Origin of the sequence: Pseudomonas lutea, assembly GCF_000759445.1 — a bacterium.
In the GTDB taxonomy this organism is placed as follows: Bacteria; Pseudomonadota; Gammaproteobacteria; order Pseudomonadales; family Pseudomonadaceae; genus Aquipseudomonas; species Aquipseudomonas lutea.
On sequence record NZ_JRMB01000002.1, the window covers coordinates 991,101 to 1,011,428 of the forward strand.

General features: G+C 58.8%; 24 protein-coding genes. 10 read left to right on the forward strand and 14 right to left on the reverse strand.

Features of this window, described 5'->3' with window-relative positions; genetic code table 11:
* Positions 1–109: 109 nt before the first annotated feature.
* From LT42_RS16670 to LT42_RS16725, 12 genes are all read right to left on the reverse strand, one after another.
* Complete coding sequence (locus LT42_RS16670; RefSeq protein ID WP_037015263.1) at positions 110–655, reverse strand: hypothetical protein; 546 nt, start codon at positions 653–655, stop codon at positions 110–112.
* Positions 655–951, reverse strand: coding sequence for a hypothetical protein (locus tag LT42_RS16675; protein ID WP_037015266.1), 297 nt, complete (start codon positions 949–951; stop codon positions 655–657). Before LT42_RS16675 ends, LT42_RS16670 begins: the two co-directional genes overlap by 1 nt.
* On the reverse strand, positions 944–2,293 hold the full coding sequence (locus LT42_RS16680) for a tyrosine-type recombinase/integrase (RefSeq protein WP_037015269.1): 1,350 nt from the start codon (positions 2,291–2,293) through the stop codon (positions 944–946). The genes LT42_RS16675 and LT42_RS16680 overlap by 8 nt, the downstream gene beginning before the upstream one ends.
* Positions 2,286–3,665 carry a replicative DNA helicase gene (locus tag LT42_RS16685; RefSeq protein WP_037015273.1) on the reverse strand — a complete coding sequence of 460 codons (1,380 nt, stop codon included), beginning with the start codon at positions 3,663–3,665 and terminating at the stop codon, positions 2,286–2,288. Before LT42_RS16685 ends, LT42_RS16680 begins: the two co-directional genes overlap by 8 nt.
* The gene (locus LT42_RS16690; RefSeq protein ID WP_037015276.1) at positions 3,662–4,444 is read right to left on the reverse strand and encodes an ATP-binding protein; all 783 of its coding nucleotides are present in this window, start codon (positions 4,442–4,444) and stop codon (positions 3,662–3,664) included. The genes LT42_RS16685 and LT42_RS16690 overlap by 4 nt, the downstream gene beginning before the upstream one ends.
* Positions 4,441–5,211: a hypothetical protein gene (locus tag LT42_RS24910; RefSeq protein ID WP_052075312.1), complete on the reverse strand. Its 771-nt coding sequence runs from the start codon at positions 5,209–5,211 to the stop codon at positions 4,441–4,443. Before LT42_RS24910 ends, LT42_RS16690 begins: the two co-directional genes overlap by 4 nt.
* Positions 5,208–5,801, reverse strand: coding sequence for a hypothetical protein (locus tag LT42_RS16700; protein WP_037015292.1), 594 nt, complete (start codon positions 5,799–5,801; stop codon positions 5,208–5,210). Before LT42_RS16700 ends, LT42_RS24910 begins: the two co-directional genes overlap by 4 nt.
* Positions 5,798–6,580 carry a phage antirepressor KilAC domain-containing protein gene (locus LT42_RS16705; RefSeq protein WP_052075313.1) on the reverse strand — a complete coding sequence of 261 codons (783 nt, stop codon included), beginning with the start codon at positions 6,578–6,580 and terminating at the stop codon, positions 5,798–5,800. The genes LT42_RS16700 and LT42_RS16705 overlap by 4 nt, the downstream gene beginning before the upstream one ends.
* Entirely contained in the window at positions 6,577–7,023 is a 447-nt protein-coding gene (locus LT42_RS16710; protein ID WP_037015295.1) for a hypothetical protein, read from the reverse strand. Before LT42_RS16710 ends, LT42_RS16705 begins: the two co-directional genes overlap by 4 nt.
* Positions 7,020–7,322, reverse strand: coding sequence for a hypothetical protein (locus LT42_RS16715; protein WP_037015298.1), 303 nt, complete (start codon positions 7,320–7,322; stop codon positions 7,020–7,022). Before LT42_RS16715 ends, LT42_RS16710 begins: the two co-directional genes overlap by 4 nt.
* Positions 7,319–7,648, reverse strand: a complete 330-nt coding sequence (locus LT42_RS16720) for a hypothetical protein (RefSeq protein ID WP_037015300.1) — start codon at positions 7,646–7,648, stop codon at positions 7,319–7,321. The genes LT42_RS16715 and LT42_RS16720 overlap by 4 nt, the downstream gene beginning before the upstream one ends.
* A 301-nt stretch (positions 7,649–7,949) precedes the next feature.
* Positions 7,950–8,243: a Cro/CI family transcriptional regulator gene (locus tag LT42_RS16725; RefSeq protein ID WP_037015303.1), complete on the reverse strand. Its 294-nt coding sequence runs from the start codon at positions 8,241–8,243 to the stop codon at positions 7,950–7,952.
* A gap of 105 nt (positions 8,244–8,348) precedes the next feature.
* On the opposite strand from LT42_RS16725, the gene LT42_RS16730 reads away from it, so the two are divergent.
* The 6 genes from LT42_RS16730 to LT42_RS16755 all read left to right on the forward strand — a co-directional run bounded on the left by LT42_RS16730 (position 8,349) and on the right by LT42_RS16755 (position 13,254).
* Positions 8,349–9,077, forward strand: coding sequence for a S24 family peptidase (locus tag LT42_RS16730; protein WP_052075314.1), 729 nt, complete (start codon positions 8,349–8,351; stop codon positions 9,075–9,077).
* A 147-nt stretch (positions 9,078–9,224) separates the two neighbouring features.
* On the forward strand, positions 9,225–9,530 hold the full coding sequence (locus LT42_RS16735) for a helix-turn-helix transcriptional regulator (RefSeq protein ID WP_052075315.1): 306 nt from the start codon (positions 9,225–9,227) through the stop codon (positions 9,528–9,530).
* Positions 9,531–9,625: 95 nt separating this feature from the next.
* Positions 9,626–10,096 (forward strand): hypothetical protein, encoded by a 471-nt coding sequence (locus LT42_RS24915; protein ID WP_152597685.1) that lies wholly within the window; start codon positions 9,626–9,628, stop codon positions 10,094–10,096.
* Positions 10,093–10,293 (forward strand): hypothetical protein, encoded by a 201-nt coding sequence (locus tag LT42_RS16745; RefSeq protein WP_037015306.1) that lies wholly within the window; start codon positions 10,093–10,095, stop codon positions 10,291–10,293. The genes LT42_RS24915 and LT42_RS16745 overlap by 4 nt, the downstream gene beginning before the upstream one ends.
* A 206-nt stretch (positions 10,294–10,499) precedes the next feature.
* Positions 10,500–11,687 carry an Arm DNA-binding domain-containing protein gene (locus LT42_RS16750; protein WP_037015308.1) on the forward strand — a complete coding sequence of 396 codons (1,188 nt, stop codon included), beginning with the start codon at positions 10,500–10,502 and terminating at the stop codon, positions 11,685–11,687.
* A 79-nt stretch (positions 11,688–11,766) separates the two neighbouring features.
* Positions 11,767–13,254, forward strand: coding sequence for a P-loop ATPase, Sll1717 family (locus LT42_RS16755; RefSeq protein WP_037017446.1), 1,488 nt, complete (start codon positions 11,767–11,769; stop codon positions 13,252–13,254).
* Between the two features lie 258 nt (positions 13,255–13,512).
* Here the strand turns inward: LT42_RS16755 and LT42_RS16760 are convergent, their stop codons facing one another.
* Together LT42_RS16760 and LT42_RS16765 are read right to left on the reverse strand one after the other, a co-directional pair.
* Complete coding sequence (locus LT42_RS16760) at positions 13,513–13,716, reverse strand: DUF6021 family protein (protein ID WP_037015310.1); 204 nt, start codon at positions 13,714–13,716, stop codon at positions 13,513–13,515.
* Between the two features lie 116 nt (positions 13,717–13,832).
* Positions 13,833–16,592: an autotransporter family protein gene (locus tag LT42_RS16765; RefSeq protein WP_052075317.1), complete on the reverse strand. Its 2,760-nt coding sequence runs from the start codon at positions 16,590–16,592 to the stop codon at positions 13,833–13,835.
* 394 nt (positions 16,593–16,986) lie between these two features.
* On the opposite strand from LT42_RS16765, the gene LT42_RS16770 reads away from it, so the two are divergent.
* The 4 genes from LT42_RS16770 (at position 16,987) to LT42_RS16780 (ending at position 20,327) form a co-directional block, all read left to right on the forward strand.
* Positions 16,987–18,165, forward strand: a complete 1,179-nt coding sequence (locus LT42_RS16770; RefSeq protein ID WP_037015313.1) for a sugar transporter — start codon at positions 16,987–16,989, stop codon at positions 18,163–18,165.
* A 457-nt stretch (positions 18,166–18,622) separates the two neighbouring features.
* Positions 18,623–18,904: a hypothetical protein gene (locus LT42_RS25365; RefSeq protein WP_081955408.1), complete on the forward strand. Its 282-nt coding sequence runs from the start codon at positions 18,623–18,625 to the stop codon at positions 18,902–18,904.
* 197 nt (positions 18,905–19,101) lie between these two features.
* A complete protein-coding gene (locus LT42_RS16775; protein ID WP_081955432.1) occupies positions 19,102–19,950 on the forward strand; it encodes an HPP family protein in 849 nt (282 codons plus the stop codon).
* A gap of 104 nt (positions 19,951–20,054) precedes the next feature.
* Entirely contained in the window at positions 20,055–20,327 is a 273-nt protein-coding gene (locus LT42_RS16780) for a hypothetical protein (RefSeq protein WP_037015318.1), read from the forward strand.
* Position 20,328 lies beyond the last annotated feature (1 nt).

The following is a 20,328-nucleotide window of genomic DNA, read 5'->3' on the forward strand; positions in this document are numbered from 1 at the left end:
TTCAATCCCAAAAAAAACCCGACACATTGGCCGGGCTTCATTTGTTCGGTGGTTATCCTGTAACGCACCAAACCGCAGGTTCGAAATCTACGCGGTCACTCGGTCACAGTCAAGCGGCCAGTTGATGCAATAGCCCGCGCTCCTCCAGCAGTGCCTCGACGGCCAGGTGCGCGGCACTCACCTGATCATCGAGCCAGCGTTTCGTAATAGATCGCCACCGGCGCAGAGTCCGCTCGGGCGTTCCGTCAGCGTCCCAGCTGTGCAAGACATAGAACGAAGCTGGCAGGCCGTTGCGGCGCTCTGGAACGATCCACGCCATGACGCACTTGGTCTTGAACAGGTAGTGCGCAGGGCTGACCACCCGGGGAGTGAGGTATGCCGCCGCGTCTTTCACTTCGTTCTGGTTGATGGAGTATTTGCCTACCAGCGCCTGCCACTGAACCTCGGGCAGAGAGCGCTTGAGTGTGGCGCGCGTCATTGAGTCTTGGGTCAGGCGCTCCTCCGGCGACAGATCGTCGGTAATCGACTGGCCCGGCAATTCATCATCAAAGCTCGCCTTGTACATGCGCTGCCAAGACGCTTTCTTGGTGCCGTCATGGATCTCGATCGACATCACACGGCTGATGCAATGCGCTGCATCGCGGTAAACAGTCATCAGGCAGCCCTCCGGATGCGGCGTGGTGGCGGTTGATCCAGTCCCAGCAGGTTGCGTAGCAACTTGTCAGCGGGCGGGCTCTTGCTATTGCCCTCCAGCACCCATCGCTTGCAGTACTCGCCGAACTCGATATCGGTGCGCAACGAATGCCAACTGGCGACCATGTCGAGCAGATCCGCCAGTGCGGCGGGTCCTCCTACCTTCTCCTGCGCAAGGTAAGTGCCGGCTACCTTAAGAAACTTGCGCTCATGCTCCTGGAGGCTTTTGCGCGGCAGTGCCGCAGAAACTCTACTCATTGCCGTCTCCTGGCTGGGCTTGGGCGGCGCCTTTTCCAATATGGCTCCTCCCTTGGGATGGATGCTGGTTTGCGCTGGATGCCCCGGATTCAAATGGTTGCGCGGTATTAGGTGCCTCGGCTTGTCCCGCATATGTCCCACCGTGAAGCAGGGAAAAACCTTGGCTGTCGAGGTGCTGATGCCACGCCTCCAGCGCCTTGCGCTTCATGCCCTCGGCGGTGGTGTGGATGTAGGTCGCGTCCAGATCCTTCATGGCGTGGTTGAGCAGCATCTCGCCGACCATGTAATCGACGCCCAGATCTGCCCATGCCGTGCGGGCCACTTTGCGCAGGTCGTGGCTGGACCATTCGCCCTTGCTCACGCTGGTGAAGACGGTGCAGGCCTTGCTCGGGCTCAATGCCGAGCCGTTGCTGCCGGGAAACAGGAACGGCCCGCTGTAGCCCATTGCAACCTGTCGAGCCCGGTACCGCTGTAGGAGCGCGCAGGCCTGTTCGGTCAGCGGTAACGTGTGCTCGGCCTTGGTCTTCGTGTCGGCGAGGGGGAGAAACCACTGCCGGGTCGCAAGGTTGATGTTCTTCCACCGCGCCAGACGGGTCTCGCCGAGCCGCGTACCGTGACAGAGCATCATCAGCGGCAGCATGGCCTGCACCGGGAAGGCGTCAAATTGCTCGGCAAACGTCTGTAGGAGCGGCGGCAGGTCATCACCACGCAAGCGCGCAGCTTTGGGTCTGATCCGCGTCCGGACGAAGTCGGTGAACTTGAGATCCGCCATCGGGCTGACATCGATCAGCTTCAGCCGGGCGGCTTGCCGAAACGAGGCCGCCAACACGCCGTAAACCGAGCGCACGAACGACAGCGCGTACTTCTCCTGCAGGGGCCACATCAGCAGGCGGTCAAGCGTCGACCGATTGAGGCTGGCCAACTCTAGATCTTGAAGGCGCGGCACCAGGTGACAGCGCAGCGCCGACTGCGCGCTGGCCTTGCGTTTAGCCGACAAGCCACGGTCGCGGGTCATCCGATCGGTGTACCAGGTCAGGACGTCGCCAACGGTGCGCCAGCTGGTGGTGGTCGACGCCGCGGCCGAGTCCACGGCGCGACGCGCGAGGATGTCCGGCAACGTGGTTTGCATCAGCTTGGCGCTGATCCCGGGATAACTGCCGGCCTTACCCCACTTGCCGCCCACCACGACATGCCAAACGCCCTTGGCGCGGTCGACGGTCGAATAGCGGAAGCGCAGCTGTGGATAGCGAGGATCGCGCAGCTGGCGAACGCCGGTGGCCGCCTGCTTGCGAATCTCGGCATCGGTGATGGTGAGATGCACTGTTTGGGCTGGCTTACTCATCGTCCGCGGCTCCTCGATGGTTGCGGCCGGTAAACTTCACCGCCCGGCCCATCGCGACCTCTTCGTCGCTTGGCGGTTTCCCACCGAACGGTACGAACCGCACGAACTGCCCCTGCGCTTGCACAAGACACGTTCCCGGCTTGCCATGGCGGCACTTGCCCACGATCAACTCCGTGACGCCGTTCGCTCCCTCATCCGTGTCTTTGTCGACGTGAACCAGAATGACGACGTCGGCATCCTGCTCAATCTGCCCGCTGTCCCGGATATCGCTTGGGCGCGGTCGCTTGTCCGGCCGGTTGGTGGGGCCACGATTGAGCTGCGCCAGCACGATCACCGGCACCTTCAGCTCCTTGGCAAGATTCTTCAGCGCGGTGGAGATCTTGCCGACTTCCAGCGTGCGGTTCTGCCCGCCTTCGCCCGCGATCAGGGTGATGTAGTCGACGACGATCACGTCCAGCCCTTCGTGGCGCTGACACTGCCGCGCGATCGAGCGAATGCGAGCGACGGTCATGCCGGCCTGATCGCAAACGTACAGCCGGGCCTTGTGCAGGACACTTACCGCGCTGGTGATGCGCGGCCAGTCTTCATCTTTCAGCGAATGCCCTTCGTCCAGCCGGGTCAGGTCAACCGCGCCCAGCGAGGCGATGTTGCGCGTTACCAGTTCTTCCTTGGTCATCTCCAGGCTGAACACCAGGCCGGCGCCGCCAAGCTGGGTAGTCGCGTACTGGGCGATCTGAACGCCGAGAATCGTCTTACCTGACGCTGGCAGGCCGGCCACAACGACCATGTTGCCAGGGCGCAGGCCTCGGATCAGCTTGTCCAGATCCGGTATCCCGGTCGAGAGCCCTTTCGGCGCCGTGCCGGAAAACTTCGAGTCGATGGTGTCGATCACCTGGGGAAGGATGTCTCCGACCTTGTGGTAGTCCGGCTCGCCGTCGTCCAGGTCGCGCAGATCGGCCATGGCCTGCTGGCCCCGCGCGATGATCTCGGCCACCGGCAGGTCATCATTCGCTGATTGGCTGATCGTGTTGGCCGTCTCAACCACCTTGCGCAGCACAGCACGCTCACGAATCACCCGGGCGTAGGTCTTCCAGCTGGAAGTACCTTGCGCGCCTGATTGGATTGTCGCTGCATAGGCCAACATGCTACTGCCGTCGGGCAGGTACTGGTGGTGCTCGCTCACCATGATCACGTCAACCGGGTCGCCCGCCTCATGACAATCCAAAATGGCCCGGTACAGCGCCGCGTTCTCGATCTCATGGAAATCGGCGATCTCGACCGTTGAGCGGACCTCGTCAATCAACGTGGGATCGACAAACATGGCGCCGAGCAGCCCGTGCTCGGCGTCTACGTTGAACAATTCGCGACTCATGCGGCACCCCGCGCGGACGGCCAGCGGAACAGCACCACCAGACCACCTTTGTCCCGGAGACGATCGACAGCGCGGTCGCCCAGGCAATGGCGCAGATCGGCCATGCCGAGGTTGCTCACCACGATCGTTGGGCGCATCTGCTCGTATCGGCCGTTGATGACCTCGAACAGGACGGTCCGCTCGAAGTCGGTGCCGTGCTGAACGCCCACCTCATCGATGACCAGCAGATGCGGCCGGACCAGATCGGCGTAGACCTGCGATTCCGTCTTGCTGGCCGAGCCGAAGGTGTCCTTCACGCTGCGGATGATGCCGCCGGCGGTAGCGTACCGCCCGATCAGACCTTGCGCCCCGAAGTGGCGGATGACCTGCTGCAGGATGCCGGCCGCGAGATGCGTCTTTCCGGTACCGACTTGGCCAAGCAGCATCATCGAGCGACCAATGGGGAAGTTCTCGCTGAAGGCGTCGACGTAACCCGTCGCAGTGCTCCAGGCTTGAAGCTTGCCCTGATCATCGCCCGCAGCCCACGTATCCAGTGAAGAGCTCTGAAAGCGCAGCGGGATACCGGCATCAAGCAGGCGCTCGTTCATCAGCCGGTCACGATGCAGGGTAACGCCAGCGGTGCGGGTTTCGTATTCCTGCGCATGGCGTTTGTCGAAGTGGCAGCGCGGGCAGCCATACCAGACAGGCTCAGCGCCGAACTGTTCGACCAGCGAATCGGTGAATTGGCCGTGATCAGGACAGTCCCGAGTAACGGCTTCAAGGGTGTATTGGATTTTCATTGACCGCTCCCCGCGATTCGATAGTTGCCGTTCTCGTCACGCTCCAGACCTTCCTCGTAGTCGATCTGGTCGAATCCGCTATGACGGGAAGGTGCTGCGATGCCAGCGGGCAGTGGTGCGTCTTCCCAGCGCCGGCCATTCAACCAACTGGCAGGATGGGGGATGAACTGGCCCCCACTCTTCAGCCAGTCGAGGCTGTTCACCTGCTTGGCGAGGGCCGTCAAAATCTGTTGCTGCAGCTCCGCGTCAGGGGCGAGCTTCTTCCAAGCCTGTTCCGCAGCCGGTCGCTTTTGCTTACGTGGGTACAGTCGGTAGAACCGATCAAACCCATCCAACGCGGCAGCCTTGGGCATGGTTTTTTTACTGCTCAATGTATTGTTGTTGTTTGTATTGTTCCCCTGCGTGTTTTCCGAAGGGGGTTCACCGCCTTTTCCGAAGGGGTTCGCGCTGTTTTCCGAAGGGGTATTCGGGAATTCGAAGGGGTCTGTCATGCGGATTCGGCGCTCGACAATGCGCTTGCCGTCGCGGATCAACTCCACCCGAATCAGGCCACGATTCGCCAGGCCACTGATGATTTCAGACACGCGAGAAATTGACAGATCGAAGAACTCGGCAAAGTGAGCATTGGTCGCATAGCAGCCCCGAGGGCCGGTTTCGAGGCTGGAAATCTCCCCGAGCATCACCTTCTCGACCGGCGACAGAGAACGGTCAAGCCAGCGCTCCGCAGGGATCCAGACGCCTTGGAATTTGCGAGGTACATCGCTCATTGCAGGGTCTCCCCGTTCCGCCGGGCGACATGTGCTGCCATGGCTTCGATGCCACCAGACATACGCAGCACAAGTTGCCGCAACGCGGTTGTGGCGTTGATTGCTTCCACAGCCATAGTCGCCGCGATCTTAGCGTTGCTTGCAGCGAGCGTGGCATTGGTCCCCAACCGGACTTGGTCGCTATGGTTGAAGGCTGCACACGCAAGCGCGAGGTTGGTGTGCGCTTTGAAATACTCCGGCGGCAGGGCACGCGTGATTGAGCCTTCAATCGGGATATTCATGTCCGAAAGATGCGCCCCCTCCAGCAGATGCCGTCCCATCGCTTCCCAGTGATCTTGGGCAACCTGTTTGGCATCGTGCCCCGTCTTGCGTTTGAACAGCACCTTGATAGCCCAGAACGCCTCGATCAGGGCCATGTGGGTGTCGTCCTCCATTTCGATCGTGTATTCGGGCTCACAAATCACCTCAAGCGCGTCCTTGATTACTTCGAAACACTTGAGCAGGAGCGCGGCGTCGGCATACTTTTCGAAGTACGCCTCGTCGATTACCTCTGCCGCCTCCGATGATGGGAAATTGACTACGTTGTTCATCGAGGAACCTCCAGCAGATCTTGATTACGGCTCGACCAAAGCGCCTGCAGCTTGGTGAAACCCTTGCCTGTTACGCGGCAGGTGAATTTGGTTTTCCGCTCACCCGTCTCCTTGTCTTTGTAGGAATGAGGCTCAGCGACGAGATACCCCGAGCGGATCTTGTCCTGGTAAGGAGTGTTGAACCGGTCTACCCAACCTTTGAATCGCATGAACCGGAACAGCGTGTTTTGCCCCGTGCCGAGCGATTGCGCGACATCGCGCACATAGTGGACGTCGTGGGAAATGACGACGTGATCGTGGAACTCGACCTTGGAGGCGTCGGCGGCAACCTTCTGCTCGAGCGCCAGGTTCTCGGTGCTTAGTTCTTGGTTGTCAGCAGTAAGCGCCAGCACCTTGCCGACGTTCTCCAGAAGGAGCTCTTTCAGTACAGCCGGGTCACTGAGTGCGGCCATAACGCCGGCTTGAGGACTTTGGAGCTTCTGCTCCAATTCGGTCATGTAGTCGTAGACTGACGCCTGCAGGTCGTAGCTGTACGACATAGCGACAAGGCATGCCTCCCGCTTTGGAAAGCGGTAGCATTTTTGGCGGCGGTTCATTGAGTCCAGATAGATGTCGGAAAACTTTCCGGCATCTTTTTTCAGCACCTTTGGCACTTTCTTCATCAGGTCCGCGTGGTCGAGTATCGCTTCGCCCTCTTCACGCCTGGAATTGATGAAGTCGACTAATTCCACGCTGGTCATGGTGACGGCATCGCCGCCATTGAATTTGACGATGCTCATGCTGTTGCCCCTTCTTCAACCATCCAGCGCTCGGCGACGATCTGCTCTTTGAAGCCGAGGTCCACCACGTACTGCTTGAGCCGTTCAATCTCAGCCAAGGCAAATTCAGATGTGATCGAGCCCCCTTCCGCCTCGATGCGCACGGCTGACGCGCACAGTTGCCAGCTTGGGTAAAAGCTCAATCCGGTGAGCGCCATGATCTGGCGGTACAGGGTCAGGGAGATGTGCTCAAGGTCGAATTGCTGGGCACGATTGAGAGGGTGGCGGCGTGTGCGGGGCCCGTCCTCGGGCGCATCGATCAGGCCGTGAACTTGCCAATAGGCGCGGACAAGCGACACTAGGTCACCACCCGCAGCGGTCGGCTCCGCGACGCCAATATGCGCACGGAGAATGGCGGCAATTTGCTTAGCCAGGCTTGAGACGGTTGGCGAGTTTTTAATCATTGGGGTGCTCCCTCGGCGTGCGCGCCACGATTTGTCATGTCGGGGTTTTGTGGCGCGGATTCGCTACGGGCGATCTTCCCGAACATCTCGATCGCAGACTCGGTGCCCGGAGCACCTGTGTCGCCCAGGTAGTTCGCGAGGTGCGCCAACACGACTACATCGCGCCCAGCGTTATGCTCGACGTCCCGTGAGATTGCCCGGGCGAGAGCGGAAAACCATTCAAGCTGGTCCTTCGCTGCCGCCATTTGAAACTCGGCTTCTTCTGCGAGCTGTTTGAGGTTGGGAATGGTGCTGTTCATTGCACCGCCCCTTCCGCTTTTGGCGTCATGCCGCGCTGAACCGACCAAACAAGGGCTGAAACTGCCTCGGCGACGAACGCCAGGGTTTTCATGCCGTCGCAGTACGCCATTTCGCCCATGTTGAGCGAGTCATGCATGTGATCGCAGATCTGCCCCAAGCCGGACGACAAAGTCTTGGCTGTTTGAAGCGCATCTTCAGCGTTGATGCCGGCGGTGACGCTGAAGACCATCAAGCCGCGGTTGTCGATCGGTGTGTTGCTAAAATCAGCATTAGCTGTAAGGGGCAGTTGCGTTACTTCTGGCGTTTTGCTATTTTTCGGGTGCATTAATTCGTCCTCCACAGAACGAAGAGTTTTAAAAGTTGCTTGCTCGATACAAGCGATGGTTTTACAAAGGCCGGCCTCGATAGCCGGCTTTTTGCCGTCTGGGGTTTAGCCAGTAAGCAAAAACTTCCATTGGCGCCTCTTCATTTCAGGTCCTCATAAAATCGGCAAACGCCAGCTGTTGGAAGGCCCTGTCCAGGGCCTGTGTTTAAAGAATGCAGATTCAGCGGCTCCAATTCCATCGAACTCAGTGCAGTTACTCCGAGGGCGAAGGTGAGTCCGCTAAAGCAGCGAGAGATGGCAATCACTGAGCGCCTACGATACTGGATGCCTGAACAGCCCCACTGAGGTGCTGTGATTGAGGCGCCATCAGAGACACAATGGCTTCAAGGTCGGGGGAAGCCTTCACCGAGGATCCGCCGGATGGAAAGGGCTTCAGCTCGACAGCCTCAAAATTTCCCCCTTGCTTTTCCTGCACAAAAATATGGCGGCCGGTCTTCAGAGCCTTACTAACAGCTGCCTGAGTTGTTCCAAGGATTTTCGCGGCTTCGCCTTGCCCTTTCTGGGTTACGAATTCCGCCAAGGGAATGCGAGTCATGTACTCACCTGAATTTGGCTATTACACGAAATATAACCATAAGTATCAAACAGGTCAATACCGATGGTTTTTTGATTTCAAATACCTTTGGTATAGGATTGCGCGATGAAAAAACGATCTCTCAACCCAGAACAGGCCGCGGAATGCGAGGCTTTGAAGAATATTTTCAAAGCACGCGCCAAGAGCGCCGGCGTCACCCAAACCGATATCGCTGATTCGCTGAATGTCACCCAAGCGGCGATTTCCCACTATTTAAATGGCGTGAACCCGCTCAACGCCCGCGTTGCAGCAGTTTTTGCGAAGTTTCTAGGTATTCCTGTCAGGTCTTTCAGCCACCGGCTTGCCGATGAGATTGAAGCGACGACCGAAGCTGCCAGGCTTGGGCTTCGAGGGCTGGACGATGGGGAGAACTTCAAACTGGTCGAGCTTCCACAGATGGTGTATCGGTATCCAGTAATAAGCTGGGTGTCGGCAGGCAATTGGGCCGAAGCTGTACAGCCCTACCCAGACGGGCACTCTGACCGGTATGAGATCTCCGACTACAATTCGAAAGGTCCCGCGTTCTGGCTTGAGGTCAAGGGAGACTCGATGACTGCGCCTTCCGGAACTTCCGTTCCAGAAGGCATGATGGTCCTGGTGGATACTGAAGCAGAAGTCGCCCCGGGAAAGCTGGTGATCGCGAAGCTCGGCAGCGGGGAAGCAACGTTCAAGAAACTTGTTGAAGATGGTGGCAATCGATACCTCAAGCCTCTTAACCCGGCATACAAGATGATCGAATGTAATGAGGACTGCCGCATCATCGGTGTCGCAGTCCGGATGGCCGCTAAGCTGTAGCCTCACTCCCCTACCCTCCTTCCAGCAGACTAGGCCCGCCGCATGCGGGCTTTTTTGTGGTCCGCGAAAATATATAACCAGTAGTATTGACACCGAATTATAACCGCTAGTATCTTATCTCCATCGAAACCGGATTTGGAGAGCAACATGAGCATCGTCATCGGGAACTGGCAAGGAATGCTAGGCGGCGTATTGGCGCCACGTGAGCTGGAGGGGGTGTTGCATTGCGCCAATGACTGCACGGTGAAAGAGGCTTCAAAGGCAATGGGCATCAGTCCTGAGACCCTAAAGAAGAGACTCGAGAGCGCGCGCTTCAAGCTCAAGGTCTCGAGCATCAGAGCCCTAGTGTTGGAAGCGTTTCGGCGCGGGCTGATAGCTGCATCATGCGCGCCGGTTAACCCGGATCCGCAGCACGACCGCGAGCAGGATCACCTCGGCGTCTTCATCGCATGACCGCGTTTGCAGCGGCGTGCGCCTTCGAAGATTAGGACGCAGTCCGGTGCTCAGGCTGATCTGACCCCCTATCCAAATTGATTTTTTGCGAAGCCATGAACGCGGCGGGCTACCGGCTTGCCTGGAGAAAGCATATGTCGGCAACGAACCGAATCACCTTAGTACTGCGTCCGAATGAAGGCGCGTCACTGGAAGATCTGCAGCACTACGCGAAGCTGGGCATGCCTGTCGGCGTTGGCCGGGCACTTGGCGTTATTACCAGCGCCAGCGAAGGCGATGCGGTAAAGCGCGCCGAGCAGTTGGAGAACCAGGTGATTCTTGCCGAGGCGGCCATGCGCCGCGGCGTTCTGCTGACCGACAAAGAGTGTCAGCCCGCGCTGCGACGGGTTATAGACCAGGTGCCTGAGCTTTACCGCGAGGTGGCTGACTCTATCAAGCAGGCGGCACTCGATGACGGCGCCGACGCAGAAACGGCAGATAGAGCCGCAAGCCAAGCCATTCGCGTTCTAGTGATGTTCAAGCAGCGCTTAGAAAAGCAGCTGGAGACTATGGAGGGCGTGGCGTGAGCATCCTCACTCAGGGAACACAGCTCCACATCCGTACCGAGTTCGAAAGCCTGGGTGACCGGCTGATCCGCTTCGGCCAGGCTTTGAAGGAGCCGGACACAACTGTGGGCCAACTCACAAGCTTGGCCAACTCCTGTGGCATCGCATTGAAGCTGCGCGCGATAGCGGACTCGGGCGACAGCAATCCACAGCAATGACGCGTCAGTCTCACCAACAACAAAGAACCTGACGAGTCAGGAGTAAACCCAATGCGCTACATGACCATCAGGAAGTTCGCCAGCGAGTCTGGCTACAGCGAGGACGCTATCCGCTCGAAGATCCGTGATGGCATCTGGCGGCTTGGCGAGATCTGGTACAAGGCTCCGGACGGCCGGACGCTGATTGACACAGAGGGATACGAGTCATGGGTAGAGATGGGCGGGGAGTTCGGGCGATCTCCGATTCGAGTATCGAAATCACGTTCATGTATCGGGGCGTCCGGTGCCGCGAGCGCATCACGCTCAAGCCCACCGCCACTAATCTGAAGAAGGCCGAGCAGCACAAGGCCGCGATCGAACATGCGATATCAATTGGCACGTTCGATTATGCGGTCACCTTCCCCAGCTCGGCCAGGGCCGCGAAGTTTGCGCCGGAGGCCTCACGGGAAAAGGTTGCCGGCTTCCTCACTCGGTGGCTTGCGGCGAAGAAAAAACATCTTTCCAGCAGTACGTTCGACGGCTATCGCAAGCTTGTTGAACACCGCCTAGTGCCTGCGCTGGGAACGCACATGATGGTCGACTTGAAAAGGAAGATGATCAAGGACTGGCTCGACACGTTGGAGACCAGCAACAAGACGCTGAGCAATATCCAAAGCTGTCTGCGTTCGGCGCTCACCGAAGCTGTCGACGAGGAGCTGATCGAAATCAACCCTATGGCGGGGTGGACTTACAAGCGCAAGTCCGCTCCCACAGATGAAGATGACGTCGACCCATTCAGCCCTCAGGAGCAGCAAGCAATCGTCGGCGCGCTTTGCGGCCAAGCCTCGAACCTTGTGCAGTTCGCGTTATGGACTGGCCTGCGCACTAGCGAGTTGGTGGCGCTGGAGTGGGGCGATGTGGACTGGATTCGCGGCGAGGTGATGATCACCAAGGCCATGACTCAGGCTTCAAAGGGGGTGGCAGAGATCCCGAAAACTGCATCAGGTCGTCGCTCGGTCAAGCTGCTCGGTCCCGCGCTGACGGCTTTAAAGGCTCAGAAGAACTACACGTATCTCGCAGGAAGGGAGGTTTTTCAGAATCCGCGCACACTCGAGCGCTGGGCTGGCGACGGTCCCATCCGCAAGACCATGTGGGCACACGCAGTGAAAAAGGCTGGTGTGCGATATCGCCGTCCTTACCAGACTCGGCACACATACGCGTCCATGATGCTTTCTGCTGGGGAGCATCCAATGTGGGTTGCGCAGCAGATGGGTCACAGCGATTGGACGATGATTGCTCGCGTTTACGGAAGATGGATGCCGTCATCTGATCCCACTGCCGGACAAAAAGCCGAGTCTGCATTCCATGGTGGATTTTTAGGCGGTATCGGTAGCATCCGACAAGGCGAGCTATAGCTTTTTTGCATATCTACACCTAGCATGGGAATTTTGCAGCACATTCGCGCTGCACCGCATGCAGCAGTCAGGGAAGAACATGGACAGAGTCTCCGTTTTGCAAAACACGGTTTTGGGTAGCCGAATCGCTGAAGATGAGGTCGATGAGCTTCACGCGTATTTCGTAGAAACAGACCAGTGGCAAAAGTTAGTCTCTGGAAAAATTGACGTGGTATTCGGATCGAAGGGCTCTGGCAAGAGCGCACTATATTCCCTGTTAGTTGCAAAACGCGATGAGTTACGCCTGCAAGGAAGAACGCTTTTCATGGCAGCGGAAAATCCTAGAGGAACACCGGTATTTAGAGACCTTTCTGCGGAAGGTGACCTTACTGAAGATGGCTTTAGAAACCTGTGGAAACTCTACTTCCTTTCTCTCACCGCTGATTACGTACGTCACCAGATGCATACGGTCGGAAGAAAAGATGCTTCAGCCTTAGAAGTAATCGAATTGCTAACTGCTCAAGGGCTATTGATGCCAGATATCAGCCTTCTAACCAGGCTTCGAGGGGTGATGGAGTATCTGCGGAAATTTATGCCTGAGATCGAGGGCAGTATCACGGATCCTTCGGGGATGGTCTACGGTGGGAAAATCACATTTGGTGAACCGACCATTGAACAGCGAGGATTAGGATATCGCTCTCTTGATAACTTGCTAGCACAGGTAAACAAGTATCTCTCATCACAAGAAATCACAGTTTGGCTAGCATTAGACCGCTTAGATGTTGCATTTGCCGACTCGGATGAGCTCGAGGGAATGGCCCTAAAATCGCTATTCAGAACTTACATGGATATGATGGGCCTTTCTCATGTGAAGATAAAAATATTCCTGCGCGATGATATTTGGCAGAAGATCGTGAAAGGTGGCTTTCGGGAGGCAAGCCATTTAACACGATCAATGACGCTTTCATGGGATAGCAAATCTCTACTCAATCTAATCGTGAGAAGATTAGTATCAAACGCCGACATATGCACCTTATACAACGTTAAGAGCGAAGATGTACTCGCCTCCGAAGATCAGCAAAAAGCTTTCTTCAGCACCGTGTTTCCGCCACAAGTTGATATTGGAAAAAGCAAACCCCAGACGTTGGACTGGATGCTCTCCCGGACGGCCGATGGAACTAGAAGAACTGCACCAAGAGAATTGATTCATTTGCTTCTCGCTGCACGCGACGAGCAACTGAAGCAGGACGAACTGGGCAGTGCGGACCAAGATCAGACATTCTTGATCAGTCGGCACGCCATAAGGGCTGGTCTTCTTTCCGTTTCCAAGGCCCGCTATGAGCAGACGTTGTGCGCGGAAAACCCTTCTCTCCAACCATACCTGCAAAAGCTTGATAGACAAAAAGCACAGCAGTCGGTTGCTACCCTAGCGAGGGTCTGGGGATGTTCGGAGGTCCGGGCGGCTGAGGTTATCGAGCGCCTCGTCGAATCCGGCTTCTTCGAGCGAAGAGGCACGCGCGATGTTCCTATTTACTGGGTACCAATGCTTTACAGGGGCGCGCTCAACTTGGTTCAGGGCGCTGCGTGATCATGAAATGACAGGGTTATGCCTGCTTTTACTCTGCAAGCCGCAGAATATGGGGGTTGGCTGGGGGTTCAAATCCCCCCGGCTCCACCAAATCCAAAAAAGAAGACGTCTCCGGACGTCTTCTTTTGTGCCTGGAAATTCATGCGTGAATGCATTGGGATCCATCGGCCCGCGATACCTACAAATCACGAGCTCGATCACCCACCCACAAAAAACCCCGCTATCGCCAGCGGGGCTTTTACATTCAGAGCGCCCGGATCAAACCCCGCCCTTCCCCGGCAACGGCTCATCATTACCACGCCGAGTGGTCGGCTCTTCGGTCACTGGATCGTTCTCGGTCCGTGCTGGCTCGGTCGGGTCTACCTGCGGGTCGGACACATCAGGCGAGTCCTCATCGAAACCGAGCTCTTCATCCGGATCGGTATGTGCTGATGTTCCGGTCAGCGAAGCGCCATTGGCCATGAAAGTATCTCCTTGTCTACGCGCGGGTTGTCCGCACCATTTTTATGAGAAGCCTTTGAGCGCCAAGAGTGCCCCAGCTTAGACGGGCGGTTTCGCTTCTCCCTGCCCGGTCACGCTCACCAACTGACACGAACCCCCATGCTGCCGCTAGCCCCCGCCAAGTCATTGCTGTCCAGCTGCGCAGCGTAATCGACCGCCATATAAACGCTGACGCCCGGTGCGACGCCAACGACAACCCCAACGCCGAGCTCGCTCGATGAGGACGTGTGCCGGGTTTTGATCCGGTCGATGCCGTTGTAGGTGACGGTGTCTTTGCCGTCCAGCACATGCCAGAGGTTCGCCCGCACGTAGGGTTCGACAGGCAGATTGTCGACCACGTAGCGCCCCTTCACGCGCGCGCCAAGCCGAGTGGTCCAGTAGGGCTGGGAATCAAAGGCAACGTCGGAGATGCCGTCGTTGTGCCGGTCGAGATCGATGCGTTGGTGGATCACTTGCGCCTGCGGTTCGATAACCCAGTGCTCGGAGATTGCCATCGGGTAACCGGTCTCCAGGGAGAGACTGAGCGAGTGGCCGCCGGTGTCGAGCCTGACTCCTTGATGGGATCGGCTGCTGCCGTCGAGACGCGTGGCCATGACCACGGCGTCCAGATATGCGCCGCCGGGGTCGACCAGCGTCCAGTAGGCGCCAAAGTGATCGCCGTTGACTTTCATGCGCCCCGCCTTGGTGTCTTTGAAACCCTCGGCGAACCCTTTGACGCTGCCTTGCAGCCGGCTTTGCCCCACGAAAACTCCGGCGTGTTGCACCTGGCCGGAATCGGTTGGCGCGGCGTACAGGTCGTGGCCCACTTGGTAGCCCTTGGTCGACCCATCGAAGCGGGGCGACGCCGTGCCGGCCCACTCCCGGCGCACATCGCTGCCGTACAGCCGTGCCCACCCTGCCCTGGCGATACCGGTTTCTGTGAGCAAGCTTTGATCACCCTGGCGATCATGAAAAGTGCCCACTGCTTCACGGGCCATGATTTGTGCGGCAGGGGTGAACACCGAATAGATCGGCACCTCCAGACGGTACAACGGGATCGGCTCGGCGCCGGGCGATACGACGGGGCTTGGCGACGCCGATGGCGCAGGGATCGGAGACACTGCAGCCGGCGTGGCGGCAGCCGCGATGGGCGTGGCAGGCGCGACAGGCGCGACAGGCGCGACAGGCGCGACAGGCGCGACAGGCACCACTTCGGGAACTGCGGTAGGTGGTTCAACCGGCGGTTCATCCGCAGCAACGGGAATGGGACGTGCAGGCTCGGTGACGGCTGGCGGAATAACGGCCGGCGGCGTGACGGGATCCGGCACGGGATTTACTACCGGCCCCACCACGGGCGGAGGATTCGGTGGCAGCGGTGGCGCGCTCGCAGGAGGGCGGATCGCCGCCACGGATGAGCGCAGGAACCAGCTGTTTTCAGTGCCCGCCGTGAGTCCGCCCTTGAACAGCTGGTAGCGATAGGCGCCCGCCACGACGCGATTACCCAGCACGAATGCATCACTCGTACTCGTCGCGCCGTTAAGGGCCTGCACCACTTCGATGCCGTTGACCTGCGTCAGCCCGCCCAGCCCGTTGAGGTTACGGATACCGAGTTGCGTGCTGCCGCTGATGGTGCCCTGGGACACCACGAGGCGGTCACTGGCCGAGCGGTCATCGCCCAGCGTCGTTTGCAGCAATAGCTCACCGCCACTTCCCACGTAGTTGCCATCGACGGTCAGTGTGTCGATGGCAACGGAGCTGTTGGTGACCATGTCGATGATCCCGGCGTTACTCAACGTCGTTAACTGACCTGCGGTGTAGGGGCGAACGGACCCTTGGCTGACATCGAGAACGCTGGTGCCGTCGATCACGAACGTGCCGGTGCCGCTTACGCTGTCACCCAGAAAGAAATCGCCGTCCAGCGTGAATCGGGACTGCTCGGTGAGTTCGACCGTCTCCCATCCCGGGTAGCGACCGGCGCCGGCCGTTGATGTCTGAATGAAGGTCAGGCGGTCGTTGCCCAGACCACCGTCCACCGATGGGGTCGAGCTCAGCGAGCGCTCGTCCAGGTTGCCGATCAGGGCTCGGTCGTTGCCGTCGCCCATGAGCACCGAGGCGTCAATCAAGCCTCCCCCGCTCCAGCCAAATAGGTCGTCGCCAAAGCTGGCGCGAACCTCACCCGATATCGTTCCGCCGCTCACGCTGATGGTGTCGTTGCCACCGCTGACGCTGAGATTACCGCCGATACTGCCACCGCTGATGACGATGGTGTCCCGGCCGAAACCGGTGACGAGGTTGCCGACGATCCGCCCCCCCGACAGCTCGAACAGGTTGTTGTCGAGCTTCATGTCGACGCGGCCGATTATGCCGCCGCTCATGGTGGCGACATCGCCGTCCTCAAATGCGCCGATGATGGTGCCGCCGCTCATGGAGAACACGTCGCGGCTGTCACCTTGCGCCAGCGACTGGACGCTACCGCCGCGCATGAAGACGTTATCGATACCGGCGCCCTGCACCACCCGGCCTGTCACCGTCCCGCCGTCGATGACGAACACGTTCGCGCCGGCCCCTTGGTTAACCGCACCCTGGAGCGTGCCTGAGCTCATGATGATCCGGTCAGCGCCGCCGCCGTAGAGGACGTCGCCCGATACAACGCCGCTGCCGCCCTCGGGAAATATCAAAACGTTGTCGCCGGCCAGATCGATCAAGCCCGCGCTGGAGCCGCTGTCGCACACGGAGCTGTCGTTGCCCGGGCCGGACACAAGGGTGCAGGCCGCTTCGATGGGTGTGATTGGCAATAACAACGACACGCACGAAACGTGTAGAAAGGTGCCGAAGAGCGTCCGGCCGGCGAGGTTCATCACAGCATCCTGCGGGATAACCCGATTGATTAACGTCCTGTAAGGCGCACCTTCCTGAGTGCGTCCAATTGTCGCCCTGACTACAAACAGCGAAGGACAGTAACGCGGGTCTGTCAAACGGTGGCGCCTTGAGCACGGGGCGTTGGGCCGAAAACCCGACTGTCTGAATGACCTGCCAGGCCTCGCTTGCCAAGCCGCGCGCCAGCCCCTGCTTCGGTTGTGACAACGTTAACAAGGGCGTAGAATTCGCAACATCCAGTCGCACTTCCCCATACTCATAATATTCAGCTGACAGCACGCACCGCCCAGGTAAACACCTTGAGCGGTATTTTTGTTTGTCGGCGTTTTTATCGGGTAAGCGGCAAACCGAATTTTCAGGAGGGCATTCGATTTAATGAATACCACTAACGCACACACCGGAAGTTGGCTGAGCGTGATCGCGCTGGCGTTGGCTGCCTTCATTTTCAACACGACCGAATTCGTGCCAGTGGGCTTGTTGAGCGCCATCGGGCACAGCTTTGACATGACCACCGCGCAGGTCGGCCTGATGCTTACTGTGTATGCGTGGATCGTCTCGCTGACCTCGTTGCCGATGATGCTGCTGACCCGCAACATCGAGCGGCGCAAGTTGCTGCTGTTCGTGTTCCTCATGTTCATTGCCAGCCATGTGATGTCGAGCCTGTCGTCGAGCTTCGCCATGTTGCTGGTCAGCCGTGTGGGCATCGCCGTGGCGCACGCCGTGTTCTGGTCCATTACTGCCTCTCTGGCGGTGCGCGTGGCGCCGGAGGGCAAGCAGGTTCAGGCCCTCGGTCTGCTGGCGACCGGCACGGCGCTGGCGATGGTGCTGGGCATTCCTTTAGGGCGCGTGCTGGGCGAAGCGCTGGGCTGGCGTGCCACGTTCCTGGCCATTGCCATGGCGTCGGGCTTGACCGTGCTGGTGCTGATGAAATCGTTGCCGCTGCTGCCGAGCCAGAATTCGGGGTCGCTGCGCAGCTTGCCGGTGCTGTTCAAACGCCCGGCGCTGATGTCGTTGTATCTGCTCACAGCCCTGGTCGTGACCGCGCAATTCACGGCATACAGCTACATCGAACCGTTCGCGCAACTCGTCGCGAAGATGACCAGCGACATGACCACGGTGATTCTCCTGTTGTTCGGCGGCGCCGGCATTCTGGGCTCGGTGGTGTTCAGTCGTTACAACAACCAGTTTCCGCGCGGCCTGCTGATTACGTCGGTCGGGGCACTGGCTGCCTGCCTGGTGATGCTGCTGCCGCTGTCGGGCAGTGCTTCATCGATGGGAACGCTGAGCGTGGTCTGGGGCATGGCGATCATGTGCTTTGGCCTGGTGATGCAGTCCAAGGTGCTGGCGATGGCCCCGGACGCTACGGACGTGGCAATGGCGCTGCATTCCGGCATTTACAACATCGGCATCGGCGGTGGCGCGCTGCTGGGCAGCGTGGTCATCAGCCAGCTGGGCGTTGCGAACATCGGCCTGGTCGGCGGGATGGTTGCCATCAGCGGCCTGCTGCTGGCCTGCCTGGCCACGCACCGGTATGGCGAAACCATCCGCGCCTGAATCAAGAGCCCGTGCGGGCAGGCCGAACACGCTCTACTCGTTGTAGGAGCGCGCTTGCCCGCGAAGGCATTCTGTCAGAGGGTTCACATCCTCTGGCGCACCGAAATTCGCGCTCCAGCACGCTTCCAAACACGCCCCTCATCCTCTCGCATCAATCCCATCGATAACCAACATTCCCGCGAATGCCTTCCGCTAAAAATGGATGGGCGTAACATCGCCCTCACACCCAAACACGAACCGAGGGCAGGAAAATGGTTGTTCATCTCCTTACTTGCTTGACGCTGACAGCTTTCACCAGCTACGTCGTCGCCCTCAAAATTTTCGATCTGGCGTCGGTCGTCATGACCGCAGACGAAGAGGATTGTCGTGTTGTGGCACAGGCCAATTAAGGCCAAGTAGCTGACACTTATCAGCACCTTTCAAGCTTTCAACTTCTTGTTTGATGTGGAGCACCGACATGACCCGAGACGTCACCCTGAACGTTAGCTTTCCCCTCTTTGGGAAAAACTATTACTCACAACATGTCGTCCTCCGAAATAACCGCAACGGTCTCGTTGAAGACAATCGCTTCGACGCCTTCATGATGCCCGCGGCGGAAAACCACTTCAGCAATGAGGTGGTCGGCCTCAACGATCAGTTTCGGTTTTTGACTGACGTATTGGCCATGCATCTGCTGGAAGTTGAAGCGTCCCGACCGGCACGCAGAGCTCGTCCGTCAGCTCCTTCGCTCGGTCTGTGAATGCAGTTTTTTTGCATATAGCCACTCATGCAGTCGGTCATCCCGGACTCGCTGCATGAGTGGTTTTGTTTTATGCAGCAAATGCGTGGTGCCCCAGCAACCGGTTCGATTCAGGGCCCTGAACAAATCTGCCGTTTGCCTAAGCGGACCAATGTGTTGAAAATCCCCGCGCACTGCCCTCTCTCAAAGTCTTGATCGTGAAAAACCTTCTTCGTAGCTTCATTCCTCAATCGCTCAACACGCACCCTGCCGAATGGTCGCGCGCGGCCATTGGCGCCTGCCTGGGTATCTTCGTCAGCGCGGTGTTCTGCCGCGAGCTGTTCGGCATCGATATCACCCTGCACCTGTTGGGTCCGGTGGGGGCATCGGCGGTGCTGCTGTTCGCCGTGTCCACCGGAGCGCTCGCGCAGCCGTGGTCGATCCTCGGCAGCTACCTGATTGCCGCGCTGGTGGCGCTGGTCTCCGTCAAGTTGTTCGGCAACACCATCATTGCCGCCAGCGTGGCGGTCTGTTCGTCCATCGTGCTGATGTGCATCTTCCGCTGCCTGCACCCGCCTGCGGCTGCGGTGGCGATCTGTATCGTTACCTCGAAGAACGAACTCTCTCCCATGGGGCTGCACGTCCTCGGGCCAGTGATGCTCAACGCGGTGTGCCTGCTGGCCGGTGCTCTGATCTACAACAACCTGACGCGGGTGCGCTACCCGAAAGCGCACGTCGGGGAATTGCCGGCGCCGCAACAGGCGCCCATCGGCAATGAGGGTTTCAACGCTGAAGATCTTGAGAAGGCGCTGGAAGAGATGGGCGCGTTCGTTGACGTCTCCCGAGAAGACCTTGAAGCGATTTTGCACAAGACCGAAGCGCACGCCCTGCGGCGCAACCGGTCTGACATCGACGCCGCGCGGATCGTCTCGCGCAGTACCGAGAGCCTGTCGCTGGAGCACTCGATGGCAGACGCGATGACCCTGCTTGCCAAAAATGACAGCAAGTACCTGCCGGTTCTCGATGGAGACAAGAAAGTGGTGGGTATCATTTCGCTGGTCAAATGACCGTCAGCGCTGGGCATTCACTGGCGGAAAACCTGAATCTGAGGTCTGATGCGACAAGGCCCGCCCTGATAACGGGCCACACACTTACCTCTGCGGAAGTCCCCATGAAACATGCCTTGCTTGCTGGCCTGCTCCTGACTGCATTTGCCCTGCCCTGTGTGGCGAATGCCAATGACGACAACAATCAGTGCCAGATGAACCTGAGCAAGATTCGCGACGCCAAGGTCGCCAATCCGGACCTCAGCGACGCCGTGAAAAGCGACATCGACACCACCGTTCACCGCGCCGAAGCCGCGCTGGCGCGACACAACGATGACGGCGGACGCGAGTGTGTGGCACTGACCCAGCAGGCGCTGCAGAAAGCCCAAAGCCACTGAG

Bases quoted from the DNA above. Each gene is read 5' to 3' on its own strand.
- LT42_RS16670 (WP_037015263.1), bottom strand. From the start codon at position 655: ATGACTGTTTACCGCGATGCAGCGCATTGCATCAGCCGTGTGATGTCG.
- LT42_RS16675 (WP_037015266.1), bottom strand. From the start codon at position 951: ATGAGTAGAGTTTCTGCGGCACTGCCGCGCAAAAGCCTCCAGGAGCAT.
- LT42_RS16680 (WP_037015269.1), bottom strand. From the start codon at position 2,293: ATGAGTAAGCCAGCCCAAACAGTGCATCTCACCATCACCGATGCCGAG.
- LT42_RS16685 (WP_037015273.1), bottom strand. From the start codon at position 3,665: ATGAGTCGCGAATTGTTCAACGTAGACGCCGAGCACGGGCTGCTCGGC.
- LT42_RS16690 (WP_037015276.1), bottom strand. From the start codon at position 4,444: ATGAAAATCCAATACACCCTTGAAGCCGTTACTCGGGACTGTCCTGAT.
- LT42_RS24910 (WP_052075312.1), bottom strand. From the start codon at position 5,211: ATGAGCGATGTACCTCGCAAATTCCAAGGCGTCTGGATCCCTGCGGAG.
- LT42_RS16700 (WP_037015292.1), bottom strand. From the start codon at position 5,801: ATGAACAACGTAGTCAATTTCCCATCATCGGAGGCGGCAGAGGTAATC.
- LT42_RS16705 (WP_052075313.1), bottom strand. From the start codon at position 6,580: ATGAGCATCGTCAAATTCAATGGCGGCGATGCCGTCACCATGACCAGC.
- LT42_RS16710 (WP_037015295.1), bottom strand. From the start codon at position 7,023: ATGATTAAAAACTCGCCAACCGTCTCAAGCCTGGCTAAGCAAATTGCC.
- LT42_RS16715 (WP_037015298.1), bottom strand. From the start codon at position 7,322: ATGAACAGCACCATTCCCAACCTCAAACAGCTCGCAGAAGAAGCCGAG.
- LT42_RS16720 (WP_037015300.1), bottom strand. From the start codon at position 7,648: ATGCACCCGAAAAATAGCAAAACGCCAGAAGTAACGCAACTGCCCCTT.
- LT42_RS16725 (WP_037015303.1), bottom strand. From the start codon at position 8,243: ATGACTCGCATTCCCTTGGCGGAATTCGTAACCCAGAAAGGGCAAGGC.
- LT42_RS16730 (WP_052075314.1), top strand. From the start codon at position 8,349: ATGAAAAAACGATCTCTCAACCCAGAACAGGCCGCGGAATGCGAGGCT.
- LT42_RS16735 (WP_052075315.1), top strand. From the start codon at position 9,225: ATGAGCATCGTCATCGGGAACTGGCAAGGAATGCTAGGCGGCGTATTG.
- LT42_RS24915 (WP_152597685.1), top strand. From the start codon at position 9,626: ATGAACGCGGCGGGCTACCGGCTTGCCTGGAGAAAGCATATGTCGGCA.
- LT42_RS16750 (WP_037015308.1), top strand. From the start codon at position 10,500: ATGGGTAGAGATGGGCGGGGAGTTCGGGCGATCTCCGATTCGAGTATC.
- LT42_RS16755 (WP_037017446.1), top strand. From the start codon at position 11,767: ATGGACAGAGTCTCCGTTTTGCAAAACACGGTTTTGGGTAGCCGAATC.
- LT42_RS16760 (WP_037015310.1), bottom strand. From the start codon at position 13,716: ATGGCCAATGGCGCTTCGCTGACCGGAACATCAGCACATACCGATCCG.
- LT42_RS16765 (WP_052075317.1), bottom strand. From the start codon at position 16,592: ATGAACCTCGCCGGCCGGACGCTCTTCGGCACCTTTCTACACGTTTCG.
- LT42_RS16770 (WP_037015313.1), top strand. From the start codon at position 16,987: ATGAATACCACTAACGCACACACCGGAAGTTGGCTGAGCGTGATCGCG.
- LT42_RS25365 (WP_081955408.1), top strand. From the start codon at position 18,623: ATGACCCGAGACGTCACCCTGAACGTTAGCTTTCCCCTCTTTGGGAAA.
- LT42_RS16780 (WP_037015318.1), top strand. From the start codon at position 20,055: ATGAAACATGCCTTGCTTGCTGGCCTGCTCCTGACTGCATTTGCCCTG.